We start from the raw sequence: 21,305 nt of genomic DNA, 5'->3' as shown, positions 1-21,305 counted from the left end.
CACCGCTTCTTAACGACCCCTTAAATCGCCGCATTTAAGGTCCACCGACCGGCGATATCCAGAGGGCTCATCCGACCGCTTATGGCAGGCAACCGCAAATCCCAGCGCATCGAGCCGTCCTTCCAGGGAGCGGCGGGGCGAGACGACGATTTCCACGTCGGCGCGGGTGATCGCGTGGCGGGCGGCGGCGGGCGCAGGGGCCGCGGCAAGCCGCCGAAGGCCGAGCGGCCGCGGCGCGGTTCGGCCCGACGGCGCGAACCCTCGCGCGGCGGCATTTTCGGCCTCCTGCGCAGGCTCGTCTACTGGTGCCTCGTGCTTGGCCTTTGGGGCGCCATCGGCGTCGGCGGGCTGGTGCTCTATTACGGCGCGCGCATGCCGAGCGCCACGAGCTGGTCGATCCCCGACCGGCCACCGAACGTCAAGATCATGTCGGTCAACGGCGACATCGTCGCCAACCGGGGCCTGACCGGCGGCGAGGCGCTGTCGCTGGAGAACATGTCGCCCTACATTCCCCAGGCCGTCATCGCCATCGAGGACCGGCGCTTCTACGCGCATTTCGGCATCGATCCGCTCGGCCTTGCCCGCGCGATGCTGACGAACCTCACCAGCGGGCGCATGGTCCAGGGCGGCTCGACGCTGACGCAGCAGCTCGCCAAGAACATGTTCCTCTCGCCCGAGCGCACGCTGGAGCGCAAGGTGCAGGAGGTGCTGCTCGCCCTCTGGCTGGAGCACAAATACAGCAAGGACCAGATCCTTGCGATGTATCTCAACCGCGTCTTCTTCGGCTCGAATTCCTATGGCGTGGAAGCGGCCTCGCGGCGCTACTTCAACAAGTCGGCGCGGGACGTCAATCTCGGCGAGGCGGCGCTTCTGGCCGGCCTCCTGAAGGCGCCCTCCCGCCTTTCGCCGGCTCGCGACCCGGAGGCGGCGGAAGCGCGCGCGCAGGTCGTGCTCGGCGCCATGCGCGAGGAAGGCTACGTCACCGACAACGAGATCAAGACGGCGATGTCGCAGACCCCGGCGCGGGCGCGCAGCTACTGGTCCGGCGCGCAATACTACGCCGCCGACATGGTGATGGCGCAGCTTCCCGGCATGATCGGCGACATCAAGGAAGACCTCGTCATCGACACGACGATCGACCTCGACCTGGAGAAGAAGGCCGACGAGACGCTGTCGGCGATGCTCGACAAGGAAGGCGCAAAATCCAACGCCTCGCAGGCGGCCCTCGTCTCCATCGACGGCACGGGGGCGATCCGCGCGCTTGTCGGCGGGCGGGACTATGCGGAAAGCCAGTTCGACCGCGCCTCCAAGGCCAGGCGCCAGCCGGGCTCGGCCTTCAAGCCCTTCGTCTATGCCGCGGCGCTGGAGGCCGGCCGTTCGCCGCTTTCCGTGCGCAACGACGCGCCGGTGAGGATCGGCAAGTGGACGCCCGAGAACTACGACCAGAAATACCGCGGCGAGGTGACGCTCGCCTCCGCGCTCGCCAATTCGCTGAACACCATCGCCGCGCAGCTCGTCATGGAGGTCGGTCCGGGCGAGGTGGTCAAGCTCGCCCGCCGGCTCGGCATCGAATCGGAGCTGCAGGCGAACGCCTCCATCGCGCTCGGCACCTCGGAGGTGACGCTGGTGGAGCTGACCGCGGCCTATGCGCCCTTCATGAACGGCGGCTACAAGGCGACGCCGCATATCATCCGGCGCATCTCGACGGCGGACGGCACGGTGCTCTACGAGAACACCTACGACAACCCGCCCCGCGTGCTGGAGCCGAACATCGTCTCCATGATGAACGGCATGATGATGCGCGTCATCACCGAGGGAACCGGCAAGAACGCCCGCATTCCCGGCTGGCCGGCCGCCGGCAAGAGCGGCACGACGCAGTCCTTCCGCGACGCGCTCTTCGTCGGCTATACCAGCAACCTGACGACCGGCGTCTGGTTCGGCAACGACGACGGCAAGTCGATGAAGAAGGTGACGGGCGGGGGACTTCCCGCCAAGGCCTGGGGCGAGTTCATGACCGCCGCCCATGCCGGCCTGTCACCCTCCCCGCTCTTCGGCACCGCGAACGGCGACCCGCTGCAGGACCCGGCCCGCGCCGCGCCGGAAGAAGGCGGCGACCAGCTCTTCGACATCATTTCCCGCACGCTCGACACCGACCAGCGGCCCGCCGGCAACGGCGAAGCGGTGGCGACCGACCGGACGGGAGCGGTCCCCCTCGACGACGGCCTGATCCCGCCCGCGGATGTCGGCGGCGAGCGCCAGACCGGCACGCGCCGCACGACCCTCTTCGACTTCCTCACCGGCGGGTGATGCCCTACGGGCGGCAATACCCTTCAGCCCCAGGCGATGGTTACGTTTGACGGTTCGACCGGGTGATCCATCCAGACCCGGATACGGGTTTTCGTGTATGGCACCTGCGCAATGGCGTATTGAGGCTCATTCGCGTCAAACAGAATGACTTCTCTGTTTGGTGTATTCAAAACAGTGTCGGAATCCGGCTTCCGAGCCTCTACAATTTCGGAGTACGGCCCGAACGTCACATTCGTATCTCCGTCACTCCAGTAATATGCCGGGATGTTGACGCAATCATCGGAAACGAAGATTCCCTGCCGGTCCATATGAACCGGAACATCAACATCCCGGCGACCTGCAACATAAAAGCTTATATATTCTGGGGCGATCGACATGTGTTGCACAGTCATTTGTTAGTGCCTCCCCTTCGATAAAAACCCGCCCTGCGAGTTACTGCACCACCAACAGTGTGGGTAAATCCTGCTTGGTTTGCCAACTGATTTTGGCACTTGGTGATCGCCAATAAAATGGCCTCGAGGCGTGCCAGGCGTTTTTACGCCACAACGATGGCATCCATGGGTGCGGCCAATGTGATCGATCTCCATTTGTTCTGGCCTGGTAAAACGCCTGTTGTTTTCCGGCGCAACAAGCCACTCTTTTGCATACGGCCCAATTCCGGTGCGCGGCAATCTTAGCTGTAGTGCGCGGAGCATAGCTTCCTGCGCCGTTGCTTCGTTCGCGCGGATCAGCCCCTCGACCGTTTCATAGACCTGCGGCGTCGGCTTCCAGTTCGGTTCGCGCTTCTGAACGGAGCGTACGGCCTCCCGCATTCGGCCGACACTGACCGCCAGTCGTGCCTCCTGCGCCGGCGTGATGGCCTGCCACCTGCCGAGAATACGAACCTGTCCTGCGCCGCGCGGACCGCGGCGGCTGATGAGGATCGGTCGACTGCCGTCGCCTTCGGCAACCCATTGCCCGCCATCGGGATTACCCGGGGGTACACGCGGCTGCTCGGGGCGGAAGCCGGCCTTCAACTGGAAGCGCAAGACAAGGGCGCGGATTTCGACGGCCATTGCCGCATACCGGTAACTTGTTTGGAGAAAGCCTGGGGCCGTCGGGATCATTTTGCCACGCAGTCCGTTTCATCGTTCAACCGGATCATTGTGTGCGTAGCTGGAGACGGCAGGGATGAACTGACGCTGGAAAAAGCGAATGGATTCGGTCAGCCCATTGAATATACTGTACGTTTCCCGCGGCCATTGCCATCGGAACGCCGCTGCTCATCCCGGCGCGGCGGATGGTGACTCGCCGTTTCAGTACTTCTGCCCACCCTCCTCCCGCAGCGCCGCGAGGAACCACAGACAGTCCCTTGAAACCCGCGCGCGAATGCGGTTGATTGCGCGGAGCGCCGATGGCGTACGAATTCCTCCCGGACACGCTGATTTCGCGAGCTTTGCGGCTCGTCCATGTCTTGCAGTCGTCTGGAGGGGTCCTTATATACCCCGCAAAGCTCCGGTTCAGGCCGGGGTTTTCGACAAGACCATACCATTAGGGGCTGCCAAAAGAATGCCTGAATGGGTTCCGGCAGTTCGCTTCAAGGAGAGAATGACATGGCTAAAGTAATCGGTATCGACCTCGGAACGACCAATTCCTGCGTCGCCGTCATGGACGGCAAGGACGCGAAAGTCATCGAAAACGCCGAAGGCGCGCGCACGACGCCTTCCATGGTCGCCTTCACCGAAGACGGTGAGCGGCTGACCGGCCAGCCGGCCAAGCGCCAGGCGGTCACCAACCCGGAAAACACCCTCTTCGCCGTCAAGCGCCTCATCGGCCGCCGCTACGACGACAAGCTCGTCGAGAAGGACAAGGCGCTCGTTCCCTACAAGATCGTCAAGGGCGACAATGGCGATGCCTGGGTCGATGCCCGCGGCAAGGGCTACTCCCCCTCGCAGATCTCCGCGATGATCCTGCAGAAGATGAAGGAAACCGCCGAATCCTATCTCGGCGAGACCATCACGCAGGCCGTCATCACGGTTCCGGCCTACTTCAACGACGCGCAGCGCCAGGCGACCAAGGACGCCGGCAAGATCGCGGGCCTTGAAGTGCTGCGCATCATCAACGAGCCGACGGCTGCCGCGCTCGCCTACGGCCTCGACAAGAAGGACGGCAAGACCATCGCCGTCTACGACCTTGGCGGCGGCACGTTCGACATCTCGGTCCTGGAAATCGGCGATGGCGTCTTCGAAGTGAAGTCGACGAACGGCGATACCTTCCTCGGCGGTGAAGACTTCGACATGCGTCTGGTCAACTACCTCGCCGACGAGTTCAAGAAGGACCAGGGCATCGACCTGAAGAACGACAAGCTCGCGCTGCAGCGCCTCAAGGAAGCTGCCGAAAAGGCCAAGATCGAGCTGTCGTCCTCGCAGCAGACCGAAATCAACCTGCCGTTCATCACGGCGGACGCTTCCGGCCCGAAGCACCTGACGATGAAGCTGACCCGCGCCAAGTTCGAAGCGCTCGTCGACGACCTCGTCCAGCGCACCGTCGCGCCGTGCAAGGCAGCCCTCAAGGATGCCGGCGTCACGGCGGCCGAGATCGACGAAGTCGTTCTCGTCGGCGGCATGAGCCGCATGCCGAAGGTGCAGGAAGTCGTCAAGCAGCTGTTCGGCAAGGAGCCGCACAAGGGCGTGAACCCGGATGAAGTGGTCGCCATGGGCGCCGCCATCCAGGCCGGCGTGCTGCAGGGCGACGTCAAGGACGTCCTGCTTCTCGACGTGACCCCGCTGTCTCTCGGCATCGAAACGCTGGGCGGCGTCTTCACCCGTCTGATCGAGCGCAACACGACGATCCCGACGAAGAAGAGCCAGACCTTCTCGACCGCCGAGGACAACCAGTCGGCCGTGACCATCCGCGTCTCGCAGGGCGAGCGTGAAATGGCCGCGGACAACAAGCTGCTCGGCCAGTTCGACCTCGTCGGCATTCCGCCGGCACCGCGCGGCATGCCGCAGATCGAAGTCACCTTCGACATCGACGCCAACGGCATCGTGCAGGTCTCGGCCAAGGACAAGGGCACCGGCAAGGAGCACCAGATCCGCATCCAGGCTTCCGGCGGCCTTTCCGACGCCGACATCGAGAAGATGGTCAAGGATGCCGAGGCCAATGCCGAGGCCGACAAGAAGCGCCGCGAGGGCGTCGAGGCGAAGAACCAGGCCGAAAGCCTGATCCATTCGTCGGAGAAGTCCCTCAAGGAATACGGCGACAAGGTCACGGAAGACGACCGCAAGGCCATCGAGGAGGCGATCGCCGCCCTCAAGACCTCCGTCGAAGCTTCCGAGCCCGACGCCGAGGACATCAAGGCCAGGACCAACACGCTCATGGAAGTCTCCATGAAGCTCGGCCAGGCGATCTACGAGGCCCAGCAGGCCGAAGAGACCGCCGCCTCGGGTGGCGAGGCCGGCGACAATGTCGTCGATGCCGACTACGAGGAAGTCAAGGACGACAAGAAGTCGGCCTGAGCCTCCAGACATGCCGGCCGCGCTTGACGCGGCCGGTGCAACGGATAGTGAAAAGGCGGACGTCAGCGCGAAGGGAAACAAGGCAGCATGATCACTCCCGTTTATCGCGGCGACGACGTCATGGCCTTCCCCTTCGCCCCGGCTTCCGCCTTTTCGCATGCGTGAGGCCAAGGCAAGCTTCCCGGTCCATAATAAAAAGACCGTTCCCCTGAAACGGACGTGAACCCGAATGGCAAAAGCTGATTTTTACGAGACGCTGGGTGTCTCCCGGACCGCCGACGAGAAGGAGCTGAAGAGCGCCTTCCGCAAGATGGCGATGAAGTATCACCCGGACAAGAATCCGGGCGATGCCTCTGCGGAACAGAAGTTCAAGGACGTCAACGAAGCCTACGAGATGCTGAAGGACCCGCAGAAGCGCGCGGCCTACGATCGTTACGGCCATGCGGCCTTCGAGCACGGCGGCATGGGCGGCGGCGGCTTCGGCGGCGGCGGTTTCCAGGGCGGCGGCTTCTCCGACATCTTCGAGGACATCTTCGGCGAGATGATGGGCGGCGGGCGGCAGCGGCGTTCCTCCGGTGGACGCGAGCGCGGCGGCGACCTGCGCTACAACATGGAGATCTCGCTGGAAGAGGCCTATGCTGGCAAGAACGCGCAGATCCGCGTGCCGACATCGATCACCTGCGACGTCTGTTCCGGCTCGGGCGCCAAGCCCGGCACCAGCCCGAAGACCTGCGCCACCTGCCAGGGCTCCGGCCGCGTGCGCGCCGCGCAGGGCTTCTTCTCCATCGAGCGCACCTGCCCGACCTGCCACGGCCGCGGCCAGACGATCAGCGACCCCTGCACAAAGTGCCACGGCAACGGCCGCGTCACGGAAGAGCGCTCGCTGTCGGTCAACATTCCCGCCGGCATCGAGGACGGCACGCGCATCCGCCTGTCCGGCGAGGGCGAAGCCGGCCTTCGCGGCGGCCCGGCGGGCGACCTCTACATCTTCCTGTCGGTGAAGCCGCACGAATTCTTCCAGCGCGACGGCGCGGACCTCTACTGCACCGTGCCGATCTCCATGACGACGGCGGCGCTGGGCGGCACCTTCGACGTGGCGACGCTCGACGGCACGAAGTCGCGCGTCTCTGTGCCCGAGGGCACCCAGGCCGGCAAGCAATTCCGCCTCAAGGGCAAGGGCATGCCGGTGCTGCGCTCCAACCAGATCGGCGATCTCTACATCCAGATCCAGATCGAGACGCCGCAGAAGCTCACCAAGCGCCAGCGCGAGCTGCTCAAGGAATTCGAGGAAATCTCCTCGAAGGAAAACAACCCGGAATCGTCAGGCTTCTTCGCGCGGATGAAGGAATTCTTCGAAGGCTGATCGCCTTGAAGGCTCAAACGAAAAGCCCCGGCAGCGCCGGGGCTTTTTTTGCATGTTCAATAGAGCCGCAAACCTCTCCTCCGTCATGCTCGGGCTTGTTCCGAGCATCTGCAACGTCTCGATATTTCAATGCGTTGGCAGATCCTCGGCACAAGGCCGAGGATGACGAAAGCGGGTGGAGCGAGGTTAAAGGCTCCGGCGTGCCGGAGCTTTCCCGCTTGGACTACTGAATCAGGATCGCCCGGAAATCGTTGACGTTGGTGCCGGTCGGGCCGGGCACGAAGAGGTCGCCGAGAGCGTCGAAGGCGGTCCAGCTATCGTTGCGCGACAGGAACTCGGCGGCGTCCTTGCCCTTGTCGGCGAGGCGCGAGACCGTGGTGCCGTCGGCGAAGGCGCCGGCATTGTCCTCCGAGCCGTCAATCCCGTCCGTATCGGCGGCGAGCGCATGAAGGCCCGGAAGGCCGTCGGCGGCGCAGGCGAAGGAGAGCAGGAACTCGCCGTTGCGGCCGCCCTTGCCCTTGCCCCGGATCGTCACGGTGGTTTCGCCGCCCGAGAGGATGACGACAGGTTTGTGGAACGGCCGGTCGCGGCGCACGACTTCCGCCGCGATGGCGGCATGCACGCGGCCGACTTCGCAGGCTTCGCCCTCGATGGCGTCGGAGAGGATGACGGCCTCGATGCCGGCTTCCTTCGCGGCGGCGGCGGCGGCTTCCAGCGAGACGGCGGCGGAGGCGACGAGCCTCACCTCGTTGCGGGCATAGCGCGGATCGGAGGGCAGCGGCGGCTCGTCCGTGCCGCCCTCGATATGGCGCATGACGGCCTCCGGCAGGTCGAGGCGGTAGCGCTCGATGAGGCGGAGGGCATCGGCGCGGATCGTCTCGTCGGCGATGGTCGGGCCGGAGGCGACGAGGGCGGGATTGTCGCCGGGAATATCGGAGACGACCAGCGAGACGACGCGGGCGGGATGGGCGAGCGCGGCCAGCCGGCCGCCCTTGATGCGCGAGACCTGCTTGCGCACGGCGTTCATGGCGCTGATCGGCGCGCCGGAGGCGAGCAGCGCCCTGTTGACGGCGATCTCGTCGGCGAGCGTCAGGTCGCCGGCGGGCGCGGGCAGGAGCGCCGAGCCGCCGCCGCAGACGAGGGCGACGACGAGGTCGTCCTCGGTGAGGCCCCGCACGGCGGCCATCAGCCGGCCGGAGGCGAGAAGCCCGCTGTCGTCCGGCACCGGATGGGCCGCTTCCAGCACCTCGATCCGCTCGCAGGGCACCGCATAGCCGTAGCGCGTGACGACGACGCCCGTCAGCGGCGCATCCCACAGGCGCTCGAAGGCGCGGGCCATCTGCGCGGCGCCCTTGCCGGCGCCGATCACCACCGTGCGGCCCTTCGGCTTTTCCGGCAGGTTGGCGGCCAGCACCTTTTCCGGATCGGCCGCATCGACCGCGACGGAAAAGAGATGTTCGAGAAAGGCGCGCGGGTCGGCGATGTTCGGCATGGGGTTCCTCCGGGTCATGCGGATAGCTCATATAAACACAGCCCCTCATCCGCAAGCCAGTGCCGTCTCCTCCAAGACGGCGCGGCGGGACGAGGGGCTGTCTCTCCTCCTCAGGATGGGGTGACCGGGCGGGGCTCCCCTCCCCGCCCGGCCAGGCCGTCATGCGACGGCGTGGTTCGCCATGCGCTCCAGCGCGGTGACGAGACCGGAGTGATCGAGGCCCGCATCGCCGTGGGCCGCGCACTGATTGAAAAGCTCCTGCGTGGATGCCGTGTTGGGCAGCGCGACGCCGAGCGTTCTGGCGCCCTGAAGGGCGAGGTTCAGGTCCTTCTGGTGCAGCGAGATGCGGAAGCCCGGATCGAAGGTGCGCTTGACCATGCGCTCGCCATGCACTTCGAGGATGCGCGAGGAGGCAAAGCCGCCCATCAGCGCCGCGCGCACGCGCGCCGGATCGGCACCGGCCTTGGAGGCGAAGACGAGGGCTTCGGCGACCGCCTCGATGGTGAGCGCCACGATGATCTGGTTGGCGACCTTGGTCACCTGGCCGTCGCCGCAATCGCCGACGAGCGTGATGTTCTTGCCCATGAGCTGGAAGAGCGGCAGCGCCCGGTCGAAGCTCTCCTGCGAGCCGCCCGCCATGATGGAGAGCGAGGCGTTCTTCGCGCCGACCTCGCCGCCCGAGACCGGGCCGTCGACATATTCGGCGCCGGTCGCGCGGATCTTTTTCGCGAATTCCTTCGTCGCGATCGGCGAGATCGAGCTCATGTCGATGACGAGCTTGCCGGCCGAAAGACCGTAGGAGACGCCGTTCTCACCGAAGAGCACGTCCTCGACTTCCGGCGTGTCCGGCAGCATGAGGATGATCGTGTCGACGGTCTCGGCGAGCGCCTTCGGGCTGTCGACGATCCTCAGGCCGTTGTCGAGAAGTTCCTGACGCGGCGCGACCGAAAACTTCGAGGTGATGACGGTGTGGCCGGCATCCTGGAGGTGACGCGCCATGGGCGTGCCCATGATGCCGAGGCCGATGAAGCCGATATTTGCCATGATCTAAACTCCCAATCTTGAAATGATGTCCGGCTCAGCGGCCGACTTCGGCCAGCCAGCCGAGACCTTCCGCGGTGGTGGTGCGCGGCTTGTATTCGCAGCCGATCCAGCCGTCGTAGCCCAGCGCGTCGAGCGTCCTGAACACGAAGGGCCAGGCGATCTCGCCGGTGCCCGGCTCGTTGCGCCCCGGATTGTCGGCAAGCTGCACGTGGGGGATCTGCGCCTGGTGCTTCCTGAAGGTGCCGATCAGTTCGCCCTCGGTGCGCTGCTGGTGGTAGAGATCGTACTGGATGTAGAGGTTGTCGGAGCCGACCTCCGCGATGATCGAGGCCGCCTGGTCCGGCGTGTTGAGGTAGAAGCCCGGAATGTCGAAATGGTTGATCGGCTCGATCAGGAGCTTGATGCCGTGCTTGCCGAGTTCCGACGCCGCCAGCTTGAGGTTGGCGACGAAGGTGGCGCGCAGCACGCTGTCCGGCACGCCGGCCGGCGCGATGCCCGACAGGCAGTTGACCTGCTTGCAGCCGAGCTTCGTGGCATAGTCGATGGCCTTGGCCACGCCTTCACGGAACTCGTCGACGCGATCCGGCAGGACCGCGATGCCGCGCTCGCCGCCGGCCCAGTCGCCGGCCGGCAGGTTGTGCAGGACCTGCGTCAGGCCGTGCCTGTCGAGTTCGGCGCGGATCGCGTCCTTGTCGAAATCGTAGGGGAAGAGATATTCGACCCCCTCGAAGCCGGCCCTGGCGGCCAGGGCGAAGCGCTCCATGAAGGGCGCCTCGTTGAAGAGCATGGTCAGGTTGGCCGCAAATTTCGGCATGGTTCTCTCCTTCTTGAAGCGCAATTCCGAACGGAAAACCGCTTCACACTTTTCCTGGAATTGCTTGCCCTCAATCCAGCAGCGCGGCCAGCGTTGCCGTCGGCGCATCCTCGCCGCGTTCTGCCAGTTCCTCGAACTCGACGACAGCGTTGATGTCGGCGCCCATGGCGATGTTCGTGACGCGCTCGAGGATGAACTCGATGACGACGGGAACCTGGTGCTCCTTCATCAGCTTCTGCGCCGTGTTGAAGGCTTCCTGGAACTCGTTGGCGCTGCGAACGCGGATGGCCTTGCAGCCGAGGCCTTCGGCGACCGCGACATGATCGACGCCGTAGCCGGCTTCCGAATCGGCATTCGCGTTGATGTTGTCGAAGGCGAGCGAGACCTCGAAGTCCATGTTGAAGCCGCGCTGGGCCTGGCGGATGAGGCCGAGATAGGAATTGTTCACGACCACATGCAGGTAGGGCAGCTTGTGCTGGGCGCCGACCGCAAGCTCCTCGATGAGGAACTGGAAGTCGTAGTCACCCGACAGCGCGACGATCGGACGGTCCGGATCGGCGGCGCGCACGCCGAGCGCTGCCGGCAGCGTCCAGCCGAGCGGGCCGGCCTGGCCGCAATTGATCCAGTTGCGCGGCTTGTAGACATGCAGGAACTGCGCGCCGGCGATCTGGCTGAGGCCGATGGTCGAGACGTAGCAGGTGTCGCGGTCGAAGGCCTTGTTCATCTCCTCGTAGACGCGCTGGGGCTTCAGCGGCATCTGGTCGAAATGGGTCTTGCGCAGCATGGTGCGCTTGCGCTCGCGGCATTCGCCGGCCCAGCCGGACCAGTCGCGCAGCTTGCCCGCCGCCTTCCATTCCGTGGCGACCTCGACGAAGACCTGAAGGGCGGCGCCGGCATCGGAGACGATGCCGAAATCCGGCGTGAAGACGCGGCCGATCTGGGTCGGCTCGATGTCGACGTGGATGAACTTGCGGCCTTCCGTATAGGTCGGGATGTTGCCGGTGTGGCGGTTCGCCCAGCGGTTGCCGATGCCGAAGACGAAGTCCGAGGCGAGCAGCGTGGCATTGCCGTAGCGGTGCGAGGTCTGGAGGCCGCACATGCCGGCCATCAGCGGGTGATCGTCCGGGATGACGCCCCAGCCCATCAGCGTCGGGATGACCGGAACGCCGGTGATTTCCGCAAGCTCGACCAGGAGGTCCGAGGCATCCGCATTGATGATGCCGCCGCCAGCGACGAGCAGCGGACGCTCGGATTCATTGAGCATGGCCAGCGCCTTCTCGGCCTGGGCGCGGGTGGCGGCCGGCTTGTAGGGCGTCAGCGGCTCGTAGGCGTCGATATCGAACTCGATCTCGGCGAGCTGGACGTCGATCGGCAGGTCGATGAGAACAGGGCCGGGACGGCCGGAACGCATCGTGTGGAACGCCTTCTGGAAGACGTAAGGCACGAGGCCCGGCTCCATGACCGTGACGGCCCATTTGGTGACGGGCGCGGCGATCTTGGCGATATCGACCGCCTGGAAGTCTTCCTTGTCGAGGCGGGCGCGCGGCGCCTGGCCAGTGATGCAGAGGATCGGGATCGAATCGGCGGAGGCCGAATAGAGGCCGGTGATCATGTCGGTACCGGCCGGGCCGGACGTACCGATGCAAAGGCCGATATTGCCGGCGCGGGCACGGGTATAGCCCTCGGCCATGTGGCTGGCGCCCTCGACATGGCGGGCGAGGATATGGCGGACCGAGCCACGCGCCTTCAGCGCCGAATAGAAGGGATTGATCGCAGCGCCCGGAACGCCGAAGGCGCAATCGACGCCTTCCTTCTCCAGAACCAGCACCGCCGCGTCGACAGCACGCATTTTAGCCATGGGTTTTCCTCCGTCTCTTGAGAGGGAGGGTAGCGCATCCGCGTTTCAGCGTAATCATAAAATGGAAATAAATCCCATCATGCGGAAATAAACATTTTCAACGAAACTGGAACAATCGGCGCAATCGGGCTATGGCATGAAGCGGATGGAGATACGGGCGTACGAGCCCCTCATCCGACCCTTCGGGCCACCTTCTCCCCGCCGGGGAGAAGGAAGAATGGCGGCATCTCCTCTTTCTCCTTCTCCCCTCGGGGAGAAGGAGCCGGCAGGCGGATGAGGGGGTTACCGCGACAGAGGGATCGGGAATCGGAGCATGGCGGAGCATCAGGAAAAGACGCGCGGGCGACCGGGGCGCAAACCGGCGGAAAACGCGGCGCCCTCCTCGGTGCAGGTGCTCGACCGGAGCCTGAAGCTGCTCGATCTGGTGGCGGCGGCCGACGGCGCGGCGCTGACGGACCTTGCGGACGCGTCCGGCATGGCGCCCTCCACCGTGCACCGGCTGCTCACCTCGCTCGCCCAGCACGGCATGGTGACGCATGACGGGGAGACCGGCGCCTGGACGATCGGCGTCAAGGCCTTCGAGATCGGCACCGCCTATCTGCGCTTCCGCAAGCTCGGCACGATCAGCCGGCCGTTCCTCAAGCAATTGATGGAAGGATGCGGCGAGACCGCCAATATCGCCATCGAGGACGACGGCGACGTCGTCTTCATCTCGCAGGTGGAAAGCCATGCGCCGATGCGCGCCTTCTTCCGCCCCGGCCGGCGCGGGCCGATCCATGCCTCCGGCATCGGCAAGGCGATCCTCTCGACCTGGCCGAACGCCCGGATCGAGGCGCTGCTTACCGGCCGCACGCTGCAGCATTTCACCGACAAGACCCGCGACACGATCCCGACGCTGCTGGAGGACATCGGCAGGATCCGCGCCCGCGGCTGGTCGATCGACGACGAGGAGCACACGCTCGGCATGCGCTGCGTGGCGGCGCCGATCTTCGACGAATATGGCGAGGCGGTTGCCGGCATCTCGGTGTCCGGCCCGGCGGTGCGGCTTCCCGACAGCAAGGTGGATGCCTTCGGCCCGGTGGTGCGCGCGGCGGCGGAGGGCGTGACGCGGGCGATGGGGGGACGGCTGGCGTAGTCAGCCGAGGAACGCGCGGGCCCCTCATCCCGCTGCCGCGATCTTCTCCCCCCAAGCGGGGAGAAGGAAGATGGTGCGCCGGTTTCCTGAAACAGTTTGGGCAGCGAGACGGGAAACCATGCCACGCGTTTCCTTCTCCCCGCAGCCAAGGAGAAGGTGGCCGGCAGGCCGGATGAGGGGCAAATGCGCCCCAGAATCCGTCAGGCGGTTTCGAGCAGGCGGCTTGCGGCCGCCGCGCGCTTTGCGCCCTTGCCCTTCATCGCCTTGCCGGCGACATAGACTTCCGCAACGCAGCGGTCGTCGCCCATGGTCTGGAGGATGAAGAGTTCCTCCAGCAGCGATTTCGCCGTGCGCATGCGATATTCCATCGCCGTCTTGGCGCTCGAATCGAGCACGACGATATCCGCATCCGCCCCGGCATGGAGCGAGCCGATATGCTTCTCCAGCCCGAGCGCCCGGGCATTGCCCAGCGTCATGCGGTAGAAGGAATTGAACGGCGTCAGCTTCTGGCCGCGAAGGTGCAGCACCTTGTAGGCCTCGTCCATGGTTTCCAGCATGGAGAAGCTGGTGCCCGCGCCGACATCCGTCGCCACCGACCAGCGCGCACCGGCCTTGTCGAAACGATCGCGGTCGAAGAGGCCGGACCCCAGGAAGAGGTTCGACGTCGGGCAGAAGACGCCGACGCTGCCGGTCTCGGCGAGCACGCCGATTTCGCGGTCGCTGAGATGGATGCAGTGGCCGAGCAGCATGCGCTCGTTCAGGAGACCGTAGCGGGCGTAGATGTCCGTATAGTCCTTCGCTTCCGGATAGAGCGAGGTTGCGAAGGCGATCTCGTCGTGGTTTTCCGAAAGGTGGGTCTGGACGTAGCAGGTGGGATTTTCCGCGACGAGCGCCTGGCTCATCTCCATCTGCTCCGGCGTCGAGGTGATGGCGAAGCGCGGGCTGATCGCATAGTGCGCGCGGCCGCGGCCGTGCCATTTCGCAATGAGCGCCTTCGTCTCGTCATAGCCTTTCTGCGGCGTGTCGCGCAGCGCGTCGGGCGCGTTGCGGTCCATCATCACCTTGCCGCCGACCATGCGCATGCCTCGCGCCTCGGCCGCCGAGAAATAGGCGTCGACGCTCTCGGGATGCACCGAGCAATAGGCGACGGCGGTGGTGGTGCCGTTCGACAGAAGCTCGTCGAAGAAGCGGTCCGCAACGGCGCCCGCATGGGCGGCATCGGCGAATTTCTGCTCCTCGACGAAGATATAGGTGTTCAGCCATTCGAGGAGCTGCGCGCCGTAGGAGGCGATGGCCTGGGTCTGCGGGAAATGGAGATGCGTATCGATAAGGCCCGGCAGAACGAGGTTCGGCCGGTGATCGGCCACCTCGACATCCGCGCCGGCGAGTTTGCTGATGACAGCATGATCGCCTGTGTCCACCACCTTGCCGCCACGCACGAGGACGGCGCCGTCCTCGAAGTAGCGCCAGGCCGCCGTGTCGTCGATGCCCTGCGGCTCGGCGACGAAGGTGAGTACCCGTCCGCGGATCAGGAGATCGCTCACTGGGTCTTCTCCCCGCTGACGGCGCTTTCGTACCAGGCAACGAAGAGCTTGCGCTCCTCGTCGGAGACCTGCGTGACGTTTGCCGGCGGCATGGCGTGCGAGCGGCCGGCCTGCAAATAGATCTCGCGCGCGTGGTTGGCGATGTCGTGATCCGTTTCGAGGACGACGCCCTTCGGCGGCGCGATCAGGCCTTCCCAGCCGGGCTCCTTGGCATGGCACATGGAGCAGCGGCCGAGCACGGTGTCGCGCACCTTCGGGAAGGCTTCCGCCGTCATGAAGGGCTGCGCGGTCGCCGAGACCTTCGCATCGGCCGTCTCGCCCGTCAGGATCTTCGGCACCGTGGAGAGCCACATGATGGCGACGAAGAGCAGGGCCGTGGCAAGCCAGGTCCAGGTCGGGTTGCCGGCATCGGCATGGCGGGTGTTGAAGTAGTGCCGGATGGTGACGCCCATCAGGAAGACGAGCGAGGCGATGATCCAGTTGAACTCGGTGCCGAAGGCCAGCGGATAGTGGTTCGACAGCATGAGGAACAGCACAGGCAGCGTCAGGTAGTTGTTGTGCGTGGAGCGCTGCTTGGCGATCTTGCCGTATTTCGGATCGGGCGTGCGGCCGGCGATGAGGTCGGCGACGACGATGCGCTGGTTCGGCATGATGATGAAGAAGACGTTCGCCGACATGATCGTCGCCGTGAAGGCGCCGAGATGCAGGAACGCGGCTCTACCCGTGAAGAGCTGCGTATAGCCCCAGGCGACGACGACCAGGATGAAATAGAGCGCCACCATCAGCCGCGTGTTGTCGTTGCCGAAGGGCGACTTGCAGATCAGGTCGTACAGGATCCAGCCGAAGGCGAGCGAGGCCAGCGAGATGGCGATCGCCACCGGCTTGGAGACGTCGAGCACATTCGGGTCGATCAGGTAGAGGTCGGCGCCCGCGTAATAGACGAGACAGAGCATGCCGAAGCCGGAGAGCCAGGTGACGTAGCTTTCCCATTTGAACCAGACGAGATGCTCGGGCATCTTGGCCGGCGCCACGAGGTACTTCTGGATATGGTAGAAGCCGCCGCCATGGACCTGCCATTCCTCGCCATAGGCGCCCGGCGGCAGGTCGGGATGCTTCTTCAGGCCCAGGTCGAGGGCGACGAAATAGAAGGACGAGCCGATCCAGGCGATGGCCGTGATCACATGCAGCCAGCGGACGGCGAACATGACCCAATCCCAGGCAATGGCATATTCGTACATAGGGACCTCCACCCATTTTCCATGGGCTTGTTTGCCATCAAGTGATTTTCCCGGAAATCCCGGTGAATCACCAACACTTTCAAAAAAAACTAAAAGATGGAGCCTACTTTGCTCCATACGCCGATGTGGTAGAAAGGGCCATGTCCTATCTCGATAATGTACGCGTCTTCGTTCGCGTGGTCGAACTCGGTACGCTTTCCGCGGCAGGGCGCGACCAGCGCGTCACCCCTGCAGTCGCCAGCAACCGCATCAAGGAGCTGGAGCGCCATCTCGGCGTGCGCCTCTTCAACCGCACCACGCGCAAGCTCTCGCCGACCGAGCACGGCCGCGTGTTCTACGACGGCGCGGTGAAGATCATCGAGGCGGTGAACGAGGCGGAAGCGGCGATCGCGGACCTGTCGCGCAACCCCAAGGGCTCGCTGCGCATCACCGCTCCGCTCGGCATCGGCCGCCGGCTCATCGCCTCGGGCATTCCGGAATTCCACGACAAGTATCCCGACATCGAGGTGCGCGTGCGCCTGTCGGACCACAATGTCGACATCCTCGCCGAGGGCGTGGACGTCGCCTTCAAGCTCGGCGTGCTGGAGGATTCGAACCTGCGCATGCGCGGCATCCTCAAATGCGAGCGCGTGCTCTGCGCCTCGCCCGCCTATCTCGCGCGCCGCGGCATGCCCGCGAATGCAGACGCGCTGATCGCCGACAGGCACGACTGTCTCCTGCTGCGCTATCCCGGCTCGAAGGAATATTACTGGACGCTGGTGATGCCCGAGGGCCCGCGCAAGTTCGAGGTCGCCGGCCCCTATGACAGCGACGACGGCGACGTGCTCACCCAATGGGCGCTGGAGGACCGCGGCATCATCAACAAGCCGCGCTTCGAGGTGAACAACCACCTGAAGGAAGGACGGCTGATCGAGATCCTGAAGGACAGCCCGCCCGCCTCCGTGCAGCTCGCCGCGATCTACCCGCACAAGCGCTTCCAGGACCCGAAGGTCCGCCTGATGATCGATTTCATGGCGGAGCGCTGTCAGCGGCTGATCGGCAGGCTGCTCGACGAGGAGCCGGCGGCGTTCGAGGCGCTTGAAGCCGGCGGCGAAGAATAGTATATTTCCCGCAAAATATACTAGGAGAGGCAGCCATGCGTTTCACCTACATGACCAGTGCCGCCTTCAACCAGAATCCGAGCAAGGCGAAGAAGGCGGCAAGCGAACGCCCCCTCGTCATCACCGAACATGGCGAGGCGAGCTATGTGCTGGTGCGCTATTCCGCATTCGAGGAGAATTGGCGCAAGTCGAAAAGCCTCTATGAAGCGCTCAGCGACGAAACATCGGCATTCGACGAGGACTTCGATCCCGCCCGGACGACTTTCGCGGGGCGGGATATCGAACTCTGATGGCGTTCCTGCTGGACACGAATGTCGTCTCTGCCTCGCGCAGGCCCGAGCGCCAGACCGCCGAATTCCGGAAATTCCTCCAGGCCTTCGACGTGGGCGCCGCCTATCTCTCGACGATTACGCTCATGGAGATCGAATTCGGGATCGAGCGCGAACGCACGCGCAATCCGGCTTTCGCGGACGATCTGTCCCGCTGGCTGACGGCAAAAGTATTGCCCGCCTTCGAAGACCGCATCCTGCCGTTCGACACGGAAGCTGCGACTTTGGCCGGCCGGCTGCCGACCGCGGAAAAGAGACCGACGGCCGATGCGATGATCGCGGCGACCGCCCTTGCCCGTCGCCTCGTTCTCGTGACGCGCAATGTCGGCGATTTCACGCCGCTCGGCGTCGCCTGCCTCAACCCCTGGCACGACCTTCCGGAAGACTGACCAGCGCCGCTCTCCCGTCCGCCGCCGTCCATGACAGCGCCGCCGTCGTGATCTCGGCGGCGGCGAGGGTGGCGATGACGGCGGGGCGCTTGTCCTTGAGGGCGGTGCCGCCGATGGGGCAGACGAGCTTTTCGAAGAGGCGGGGCGAGCCGCTTTCGCGCGACAGCCAGTTGCGGAAGGTGGCGCGCTTCGTCTTCGAGCCGATCATGCCGACATAGGCGGCATCCGTGCGCCTCAGCGCCTCGGCGGCGATGAGGAAATCGAGCGCGTGGTCGTGGGTGAGGATCACGAAGCTGCTGCCGGCGGGCGCATCGCGCACCACGGCCTCGGGCATGGGGGTGAGGCACGTCTCGATGCGCGGCACCGTGGAGGCCATCAGCTCGTCCTCGCGCGTATCCACGAGGATGACGCGCAGCGGCGCGAGCGAGAGCGCCATGGCGAGCGCATCGCCGACATGGCCGGCGCCGAAGACATAGACATGCGGGCGCGCCGCCATTTCCCGCTCGCTGCGGGCGACGAGGTCGCTTGCCAGCGAAGGCCCGACAGCGGTGAAGGCAAGGCCGACCCGGCCGCCGCAGCACTGGCCGATCTCCGGGCCGAGCGGCACGTTCATCGGCTCGGCGGCAAGGCCGGAACGCAGCGCCCGCCGCGCCTGGTCGATGGCCATGTATTCGAGCTGCCCGCCGCCGATCGTCGCGAAGATGGACCGCTCGGAGACGAGCATCCAGGCATCGGTGTCGCGCGGCGTGGAGCCCGCGGCTCCCGTCACTTCGACCAGGATGACCGCCGGTTCGCGGCGCAGGAAATCCCGGATGTCTTCGCGCGCGGCGGGCATTGTTTTTACACCTTTTTACCGGCTTTCAGCCGCTCGATGGCCATCAGCACGCGCTCGGGCGTCGCGGGAGCGTCGAGCTTCGGGCAGACCTTGTGGTCCGCCACGCTCGCCACCGCATCCGACAGGGCGTGCAGCACGGAAAGGCCGAGCGGCAGCGGTGGCTCGCCGACCGCCTTTGAGCGGTGGATCGTCGGCTCGTAGGCTTCCGACCAGTCGGTGAGCGCCACGTTGAAGATCTTCGGGCGGTCCGAGGCGAGCGGGATCTTGTAGGTGGAGGGCGCGTGGGTGCGCAGCCGCCCCTTGCCGTCCCACCACAATTCCTCCGTCGTCAGCCAGCCCATGCCCTGGATGAAGCCGCCCTCGACCTGGCCGATATCGATGATCCTGTTCAGCGAGCGGCCGGTATCGTGCAGGATATCGGTGCGCTCGATGACATATTCGCCGGTCAGCGTATCGACGGACACTTCCGAGCAGGCCGCGCCATAGGCGTAGTAGTAGAAGGCATGGCCGCGGCCCTTGGAGCGGTCCCAATGAATCTTCGGCGTCTTGTAGAAGCCGGCCGCCGAAAGCTGGACGCGCGCCACATAGGCCTGCCTGACGAGATCGTTGAAGGCAATCTCGGCATTGCCGATGCGCACCCGGTTGGGCAGGAAGACGACCTGGTCGCGCGGCACCTGATGGCTTTCCGCGGCGAAATCGATCAGCCGGTCCTTGATCTGGCGGGCGGCATTCTGCGCCGCCATGCCGTTGAGGTCGGCGCCCGAGGAGGCGGCGGTCGGCGAGGTGTTGGGCACCTTGGCGGTGGTCGTCGCGGTGATCTTCACCCGGTCGAGGTCGATCTGGAACTCTTCCGCCACGACCTGCGCCACCTTCAGGTGCAGGCCCTGGCCCATTTCCGTGCCGCCATGGTTCATGTGCACGGAGCCGTCGGTATAGACATGCACCAGCGCGCCGGCCTGGTTGGATTCGGTCTTGGTGAAGGAGATGCCGAACTTGACCGGCGTCAGCGCGATGCCGCGCTTGACGATGCGGCTCTTCGCATTGAACTCGGCGATCGCCTTGCGGCGGCCGGCATAGTCGGCGCTCTGCTCCAGTTCGGCGACGATACGCTGGATGATGCAGTCCTCGACCTTCTGGTGATAGGGCGTGACGTTGCGCGTGCCCTCGACGCCGATCTCGTCGTAGAAGTTCAGCTTGCGGATATCGAGCGGGTCCTTGCCGACGGCGAAGGCCACCTCGTCGATGACGCGCTCGGCGCCCACCATGCCCTGCGGGCCGCCGAAGCCGCGGAAGGCGGTGTTCGACACCGTGTTGGTATGCAGCAGCGCCGTCCTGGCATGGACATGCGGGAAGAAATAGGCGTTGTCGCAGTGGAACAGCGCCCGGTCGCCCACCGGGCCGGACAGGTCGGCCGAAAAGCCGGCACGAAGCGCGAAGGTGTAGTCCACGGCGAGGATGCGGCCCTCCTCGTCGAAGCCGACGTCGTAGTCGATGGCGAAGTCGTGCCGCTTGCCGGTGGCGACCATGTCCTCGTCGCGGTCGAGCCGCACCTTCACGGCGCGGTTCAGCTTCTTGGCGGCGATGGCGGCGAGCGCGGCGCACTGGTTGGCCTGCGTCTCCTTGCCGCCGAAGCCGCCGCCCATGCGGCGCACCTCCACCGTCACGGCATGGCTCGGCACGCCGAGCGCATGGGCGATCATGTGCTGCGTCTCGCTCGGCCCCTGGGTGGAGCAGTGGACGAGGACCTCGTCGTCCTCGCCGGGCACGGCGAGCGAGACCTGGCCTTCGAGATAGAAATGATCCTGCCCGCCGAGCCGCATGCGGCCCTTCACGCGGCGCGGGGCGCCTTCGAGCGCCGCCGCCGCATCGCCGCGCTTCAGCGTCAGCGGCGGGAAGACCTGGCGGTGGGTGGACTGGTCGAGGTCCCAGATGTCGATATCGGCCGGCAGTTCCTCATATTCGATCTTCGCGAGCCGGGCGGCGCGGCGGGCCTCCTCGCGCGTCTCGGCGATGACGCAGAAGATCGGCTGGCCGTGGAACTCCACCTTGCCGGCGGCGAGCACCGGATCGTCGTGCATGCCCGAGGGCGAGATGTCGTTGACGCCGGGAATGTCCTCGTGCGTCAGCACCGCGACGACGCCGGGGGCGGCGTGCACCGCCGAGAGGTCGACGGATTTCAGCACGCCATGGGCGACGGTGGAAAGGCCGAGGCCGGCATGCAGCGTGCCGGCGGGCTCGGTGATGTCGTCGATATAGACGGCGGTGCCGGCGACATGCTTGTGGGCGGAGTCATGGCGGGGGCTCGCATGCACGCCGCCGGTGATCTTCTCGGCCTTGAGGTCGGTCGTATGCTTGTTCAT

The 21,305-nt window shown here is 65.4% G+C and carries 17 protein-coding genes; 7 read left to right on the top strand and 10 right to left on the bottom strand.

The annotated features are described in order from the left end of the window. Positions 1 to 81 precede the first annotated feature (81 nt). The gene (locus L0976_RS07945; RefSeq protein ID WP_234186848.1) at positions 82 to 2,307 is read left to right on the top strand and encodes a transglycosylase domain-containing protein; all 2,226 of its coding nucleotides are present in this window, start codon (positions 82 to 84) and stop codon (positions 2,305 to 2,307) included. A gap of 23 nt (positions 2,308 to 2,330) precedes the next feature. Here L0976_RS07945 and L0976_RS07940 read toward each other — a convergent pair whose 3' ends face one another. Both L0976_RS07940 and L0976_RS07935 read right to left on the bottom strand, forming a co-directional pair. After that, on the bottom strand, positions 2,331 to 2,699 hold the full coding sequence (locus L0976_RS07940; RefSeq protein WP_234186847.1) for a hypothetical protein: 369 nt from the start codon (positions 2,697 to 2,699) through the stop codon (positions 2,331 to 2,333). A gap of 3 nt (positions 2,700 to 2,702) precedes the next feature. Then, positions 2,703 to 3,362, bottom strand: coding sequence for a hypothetical protein (locus L0976_RS07935; RefSeq protein WP_234186846.1), 660 nt, complete (start codon positions 3,360 to 3,362; stop codon positions 2,703 to 2,705). A 537-nt stretch (positions 3,363 to 3,899) separates the two neighbouring features. Here L0976_RS07935 and dnaK point away from each other — a divergent pair. After that, positions 3,900 to 5,804: a molecular chaperone DnaK gene (gene dnaK / locus L0976_RS07930; RefSeq protein WP_203317101.1), complete on the top strand. Its 1,905-nt coding sequence runs from the start codon at positions 3,900 to 3,902 to the stop codon at positions 5,802 to 5,804. Positions 5,805 to 6,033: 229 nt separating this feature from the next. Next, the gene (gene dnaJ, locus L0976_RS07925) at positions 6,034 to 7,167 is read left to right on the top strand and encodes a molecular chaperone DnaJ (RefSeq protein ID WP_234186845.1); all 1,134 of its coding nucleotides are present in this window, start codon (positions 6,034 to 6,036) and stop codon (positions 7,165 to 7,167) included. Between the two features lie 223 nt (positions 7,168 to 7,390). Here dnaJ and L0976_RS07920 read toward each other — a convergent pair whose 3' ends face one another. From L0976_RS07920 to gcl, 4 genes are all read right to left on the bottom strand, one after another. Beyond that, positions 7,391 to 8,659: a glycerate kinase gene (locus tag L0976_RS07920; RefSeq protein ID WP_234186844.1), complete on the bottom strand. Its 1,269-nt coding sequence runs from the start codon at positions 8,657 to 8,659 to the stop codon at positions 7,391 to 7,393. Between the two features lie 159 nt (positions 8,660 to 8,818). Continuing rightward, positions 8,819 to 9,703: a 2-hydroxy-3-oxopropionate reductase gene (locus L0976_RS07915; protein ID WP_234186843.1), complete on the bottom strand. Its 885-nt coding sequence runs from the start codon at positions 9,701 to 9,703 to the stop codon at positions 8,819 to 8,821. A 34-nt stretch (positions 9,704 to 9,737) separates the two neighbouring features. Further along, positions 9,738 to 10,517: a hydroxypyruvate isomerase gene (hyi, locus tag L0976_RS07910; RefSeq protein WP_203317097.1), complete on the bottom strand. Its 780-nt coding sequence runs from the start codon at positions 10,515 to 10,517 to the stop codon at positions 9,738 to 9,740. A 70-nt stretch (positions 10,518 to 10,587) separates the two neighbouring features. Further along, positions 10,588 to 12,375, bottom strand: coding sequence for a glyoxylate carboligase (gene gcl / locus L0976_RS07905; protein ID WP_234186842.1), 1,788 nt, complete (start codon positions 12,373 to 12,375; stop codon positions 10,588 to 10,590). 313 nt (positions 12,376 to 12,688) lie between these two features. Between gcl and bhcR the strand changes: the two genes are divergently transcribed. Continuing rightward, entirely contained in the window at positions 12,689 to 13,510 is an 822-nt protein-coding gene (bhcR, locus tag L0976_RS07900; RefSeq protein ID WP_234186841.1) for an HTH-type transcriptional regulator BhcR, read from the top strand. A 200-nt stretch (positions 13,511 to 13,710) separates the two neighbouring features. Here bhcR and guaD read toward each other — a convergent pair whose 3' ends face one another. Further along, positions 13,711 to 15,054, bottom strand: a complete 1,344-nt coding sequence (guaD, locus tag L0976_RS07895) for a guanine deaminase (protein ID WP_234186840.1) — start codon at positions 15,052 to 15,054, stop codon at positions 13,711 to 13,713. Next, entirely contained in the window at positions 15,051 to 16,292 is a 1,242-nt protein-coding gene (locus tag L0976_RS07890; protein ID WP_234186839.1) for a urate hydroxylase PuuD, read from the bottom strand. Before L0976_RS07890 ends, guaD begins: the two co-directional genes overlap by 4 nt. Before the next feature lie 140 nt (positions 16,293 to 16,432). Between L0976_RS07890 and L0976_RS07885 the strand changes: the two genes are divergently transcribed. The 3 genes from L0976_RS07885 to L0976_RS07875 are packed head-to-tail and all read left to right on the top strand — an operon-like array spanning position 16,433 to position 18,110. Then, positions 16,433 to 17,392 (top strand): LysR family transcriptional regulator, encoded by a 960-nt coding sequence (locus L0976_RS07885; protein ID WP_234186838.1) that lies wholly within the window; start codon positions 16,433 to 16,435, stop codon positions 17,390 to 17,392. A 35-nt stretch (positions 17,393 to 17,427) separates the two neighbouring features. Further along, entirely contained in the window at positions 17,428 to 17,682 is a 255-nt protein-coding gene (locus L0976_RS07880) for a type II toxin-antitoxin system Phd/YefM family antitoxin (protein ID WP_234186837.1), read from the top strand. Next, entirely contained in the window at positions 17,682 to 18,110 is a 429-nt protein-coding gene (locus L0976_RS07875; RefSeq protein WP_234186836.1) for a type II toxin-antitoxin system VapC family toxin, read from the top strand. Before L0976_RS07880 ends, L0976_RS07875 begins: the two co-directional genes overlap by 1 nt. Here the strand turns inward: L0976_RS07875 and xdhC are convergent. Beyond that, entirely contained in the window at positions 18,079 to 18,945 is an 867-nt protein-coding gene (gene xdhC / locus L0976_RS07870; protein ID WP_234186835.1) for a xanthine dehydrogenase accessory protein XdhC, read from the bottom strand. The genes L0976_RS07875 and xdhC overlap by 32 nt on opposite strands. Positions 18,946 to 18,950: 5 nt before the next feature. After that, the gene (xdhB, locus tag L0976_RS07865) at positions 18,951 to 21,305 is read right to left on the bottom strand and encodes a xanthine dehydrogenase molybdopterin binding subunit (RefSeq protein ID WP_234186834.1); all 2,355 of its coding nucleotides are present in this window, start codon (positions 21,303 to 21,305) and stop codon (positions 18,951 to 18,953) included.

Origin of the sequence: Shinella sp. NM-101, assembly GCF_021401195.1 — a bacterium.
Taxonomy (GTDB): domain Bacteria; phylum Pseudomonadota; class Alphaproteobacteria; order Rhizobiales; family Rhizobiaceae; genus Shinella.
This window is presented reverse-complemented; position numbering and strand designations above follow the sequence as displayed.

What these genes read in the sequence shown, in the direction of transcription:
- bhcR (WP_234186841.1), top strand. Translation starts at nt 12,689, where the DNA reads ATGGCGGAGCATCAGGAAAAGACGCGCGGGCGACCGGGGCGCAAACCG.
- L0976_RS07940 (WP_234186847.1), bottom strand. Translation starts at nt 2,699, where the DNA reads ATGACTGTGCAACACATGTCGATCGCCCCAGAATATATAAGCTTTTAT.
- L0976_RS07935 (WP_234186846.1), bottom strand. Translation starts at nt 3,362, where the DNA reads ATGGCCGTCGAAATCCGCGCCCTTGTCTTGCGCTTCCAGTTGAAGGCC.
- L0976_RS07890 (WP_234186839.1), bottom strand. Translation starts at nt 16,292, where the DNA reads ATGTACGAATATGCCATTGCCTGGGATTGGGTCATGTTCGCCGTCCGC.
- L0976_RS07875 (WP_234186836.1), top strand. Translation starts at nt 17,682, where the DNA reads ATGGCGTTCCTGCTGGACACGAATGTCGTCTCTGCCTCGCGCAGGCCC.
- xdhB (WP_234186834.1), bottom strand. Translation starts at nt 21,305, where the DNA reads ATGAACAAGCATACGACCGACCTCAAGGCCGAGAAGATCACCGGCGGC.
- L0976_RS07920 (WP_234186844.1), bottom strand. Translation starts at nt 8,659, where the DNA reads ATGCCGAACATCGCCGACCCGCGCGCCTTTCTCGAACATCTCTTTTCC.
- L0976_RS07915 (WP_234186843.1), bottom strand. Translation starts at nt 9,703, where the DNA reads ATGGCAAATATCGGCTTCATCGGCCTCGGCATCATGGGCACGCCCATG.
- hyi (WP_203317097.1), bottom strand. Translation starts at nt 10,517, where the DNA reads ATGCCGAAATTTGCGGCCAACCTGACCATGCTCTTCAACGAGGCGCCC.
- gcl (WP_234186842.1), bottom strand. Translation starts at nt 12,375, where the DNA reads ATGGCTAAAATGCGTGCTGTCGACGCGGCGGTGCTGGTTCTGGAGAAG.
- L0976_RS07880 (WP_234186837.1), top strand. Translation starts at nt 17,428, where the DNA reads ATGCGTTTCACCTACATGACCAGTGCCGCCTTCAACCAGAATCCGAGC.
- dnaK (WP_203317101.1), top strand. Translation starts at nt 3,900, where the DNA reads ATGGCTAAAGTAATCGGTATCGACCTCGGAACGACCAATTCCTGCGTC.
- L0976_RS07945 (WP_234186848.1), top strand. Translation starts at nt 82, where the DNA reads ATGGCAGGCAACCGCAAATCCCAGCGCATCGAGCCGTCCTTCCAGGGA.
- dnaJ (WP_234186845.1), top strand. Translation starts at nt 6,034, where the DNA reads ATGGCAAAAGCTGATTTTTACGAGACGCTGGGTGTCTCCCGGACCGCC.
- xdhC (WP_234186835.1), bottom strand. Translation starts at nt 18,945, where the DNA reads ATGCCCGCCGCGCGCGAAGACATCCGGGATTTCCTGCGCCGCGAACCG.
- L0976_RS07885 (WP_234186838.1), top strand. Translation starts at nt 16,433, where the DNA reads ATGTCCTATCTCGATAATGTACGCGTCTTCGTTCGCGTGGTCGAACTC.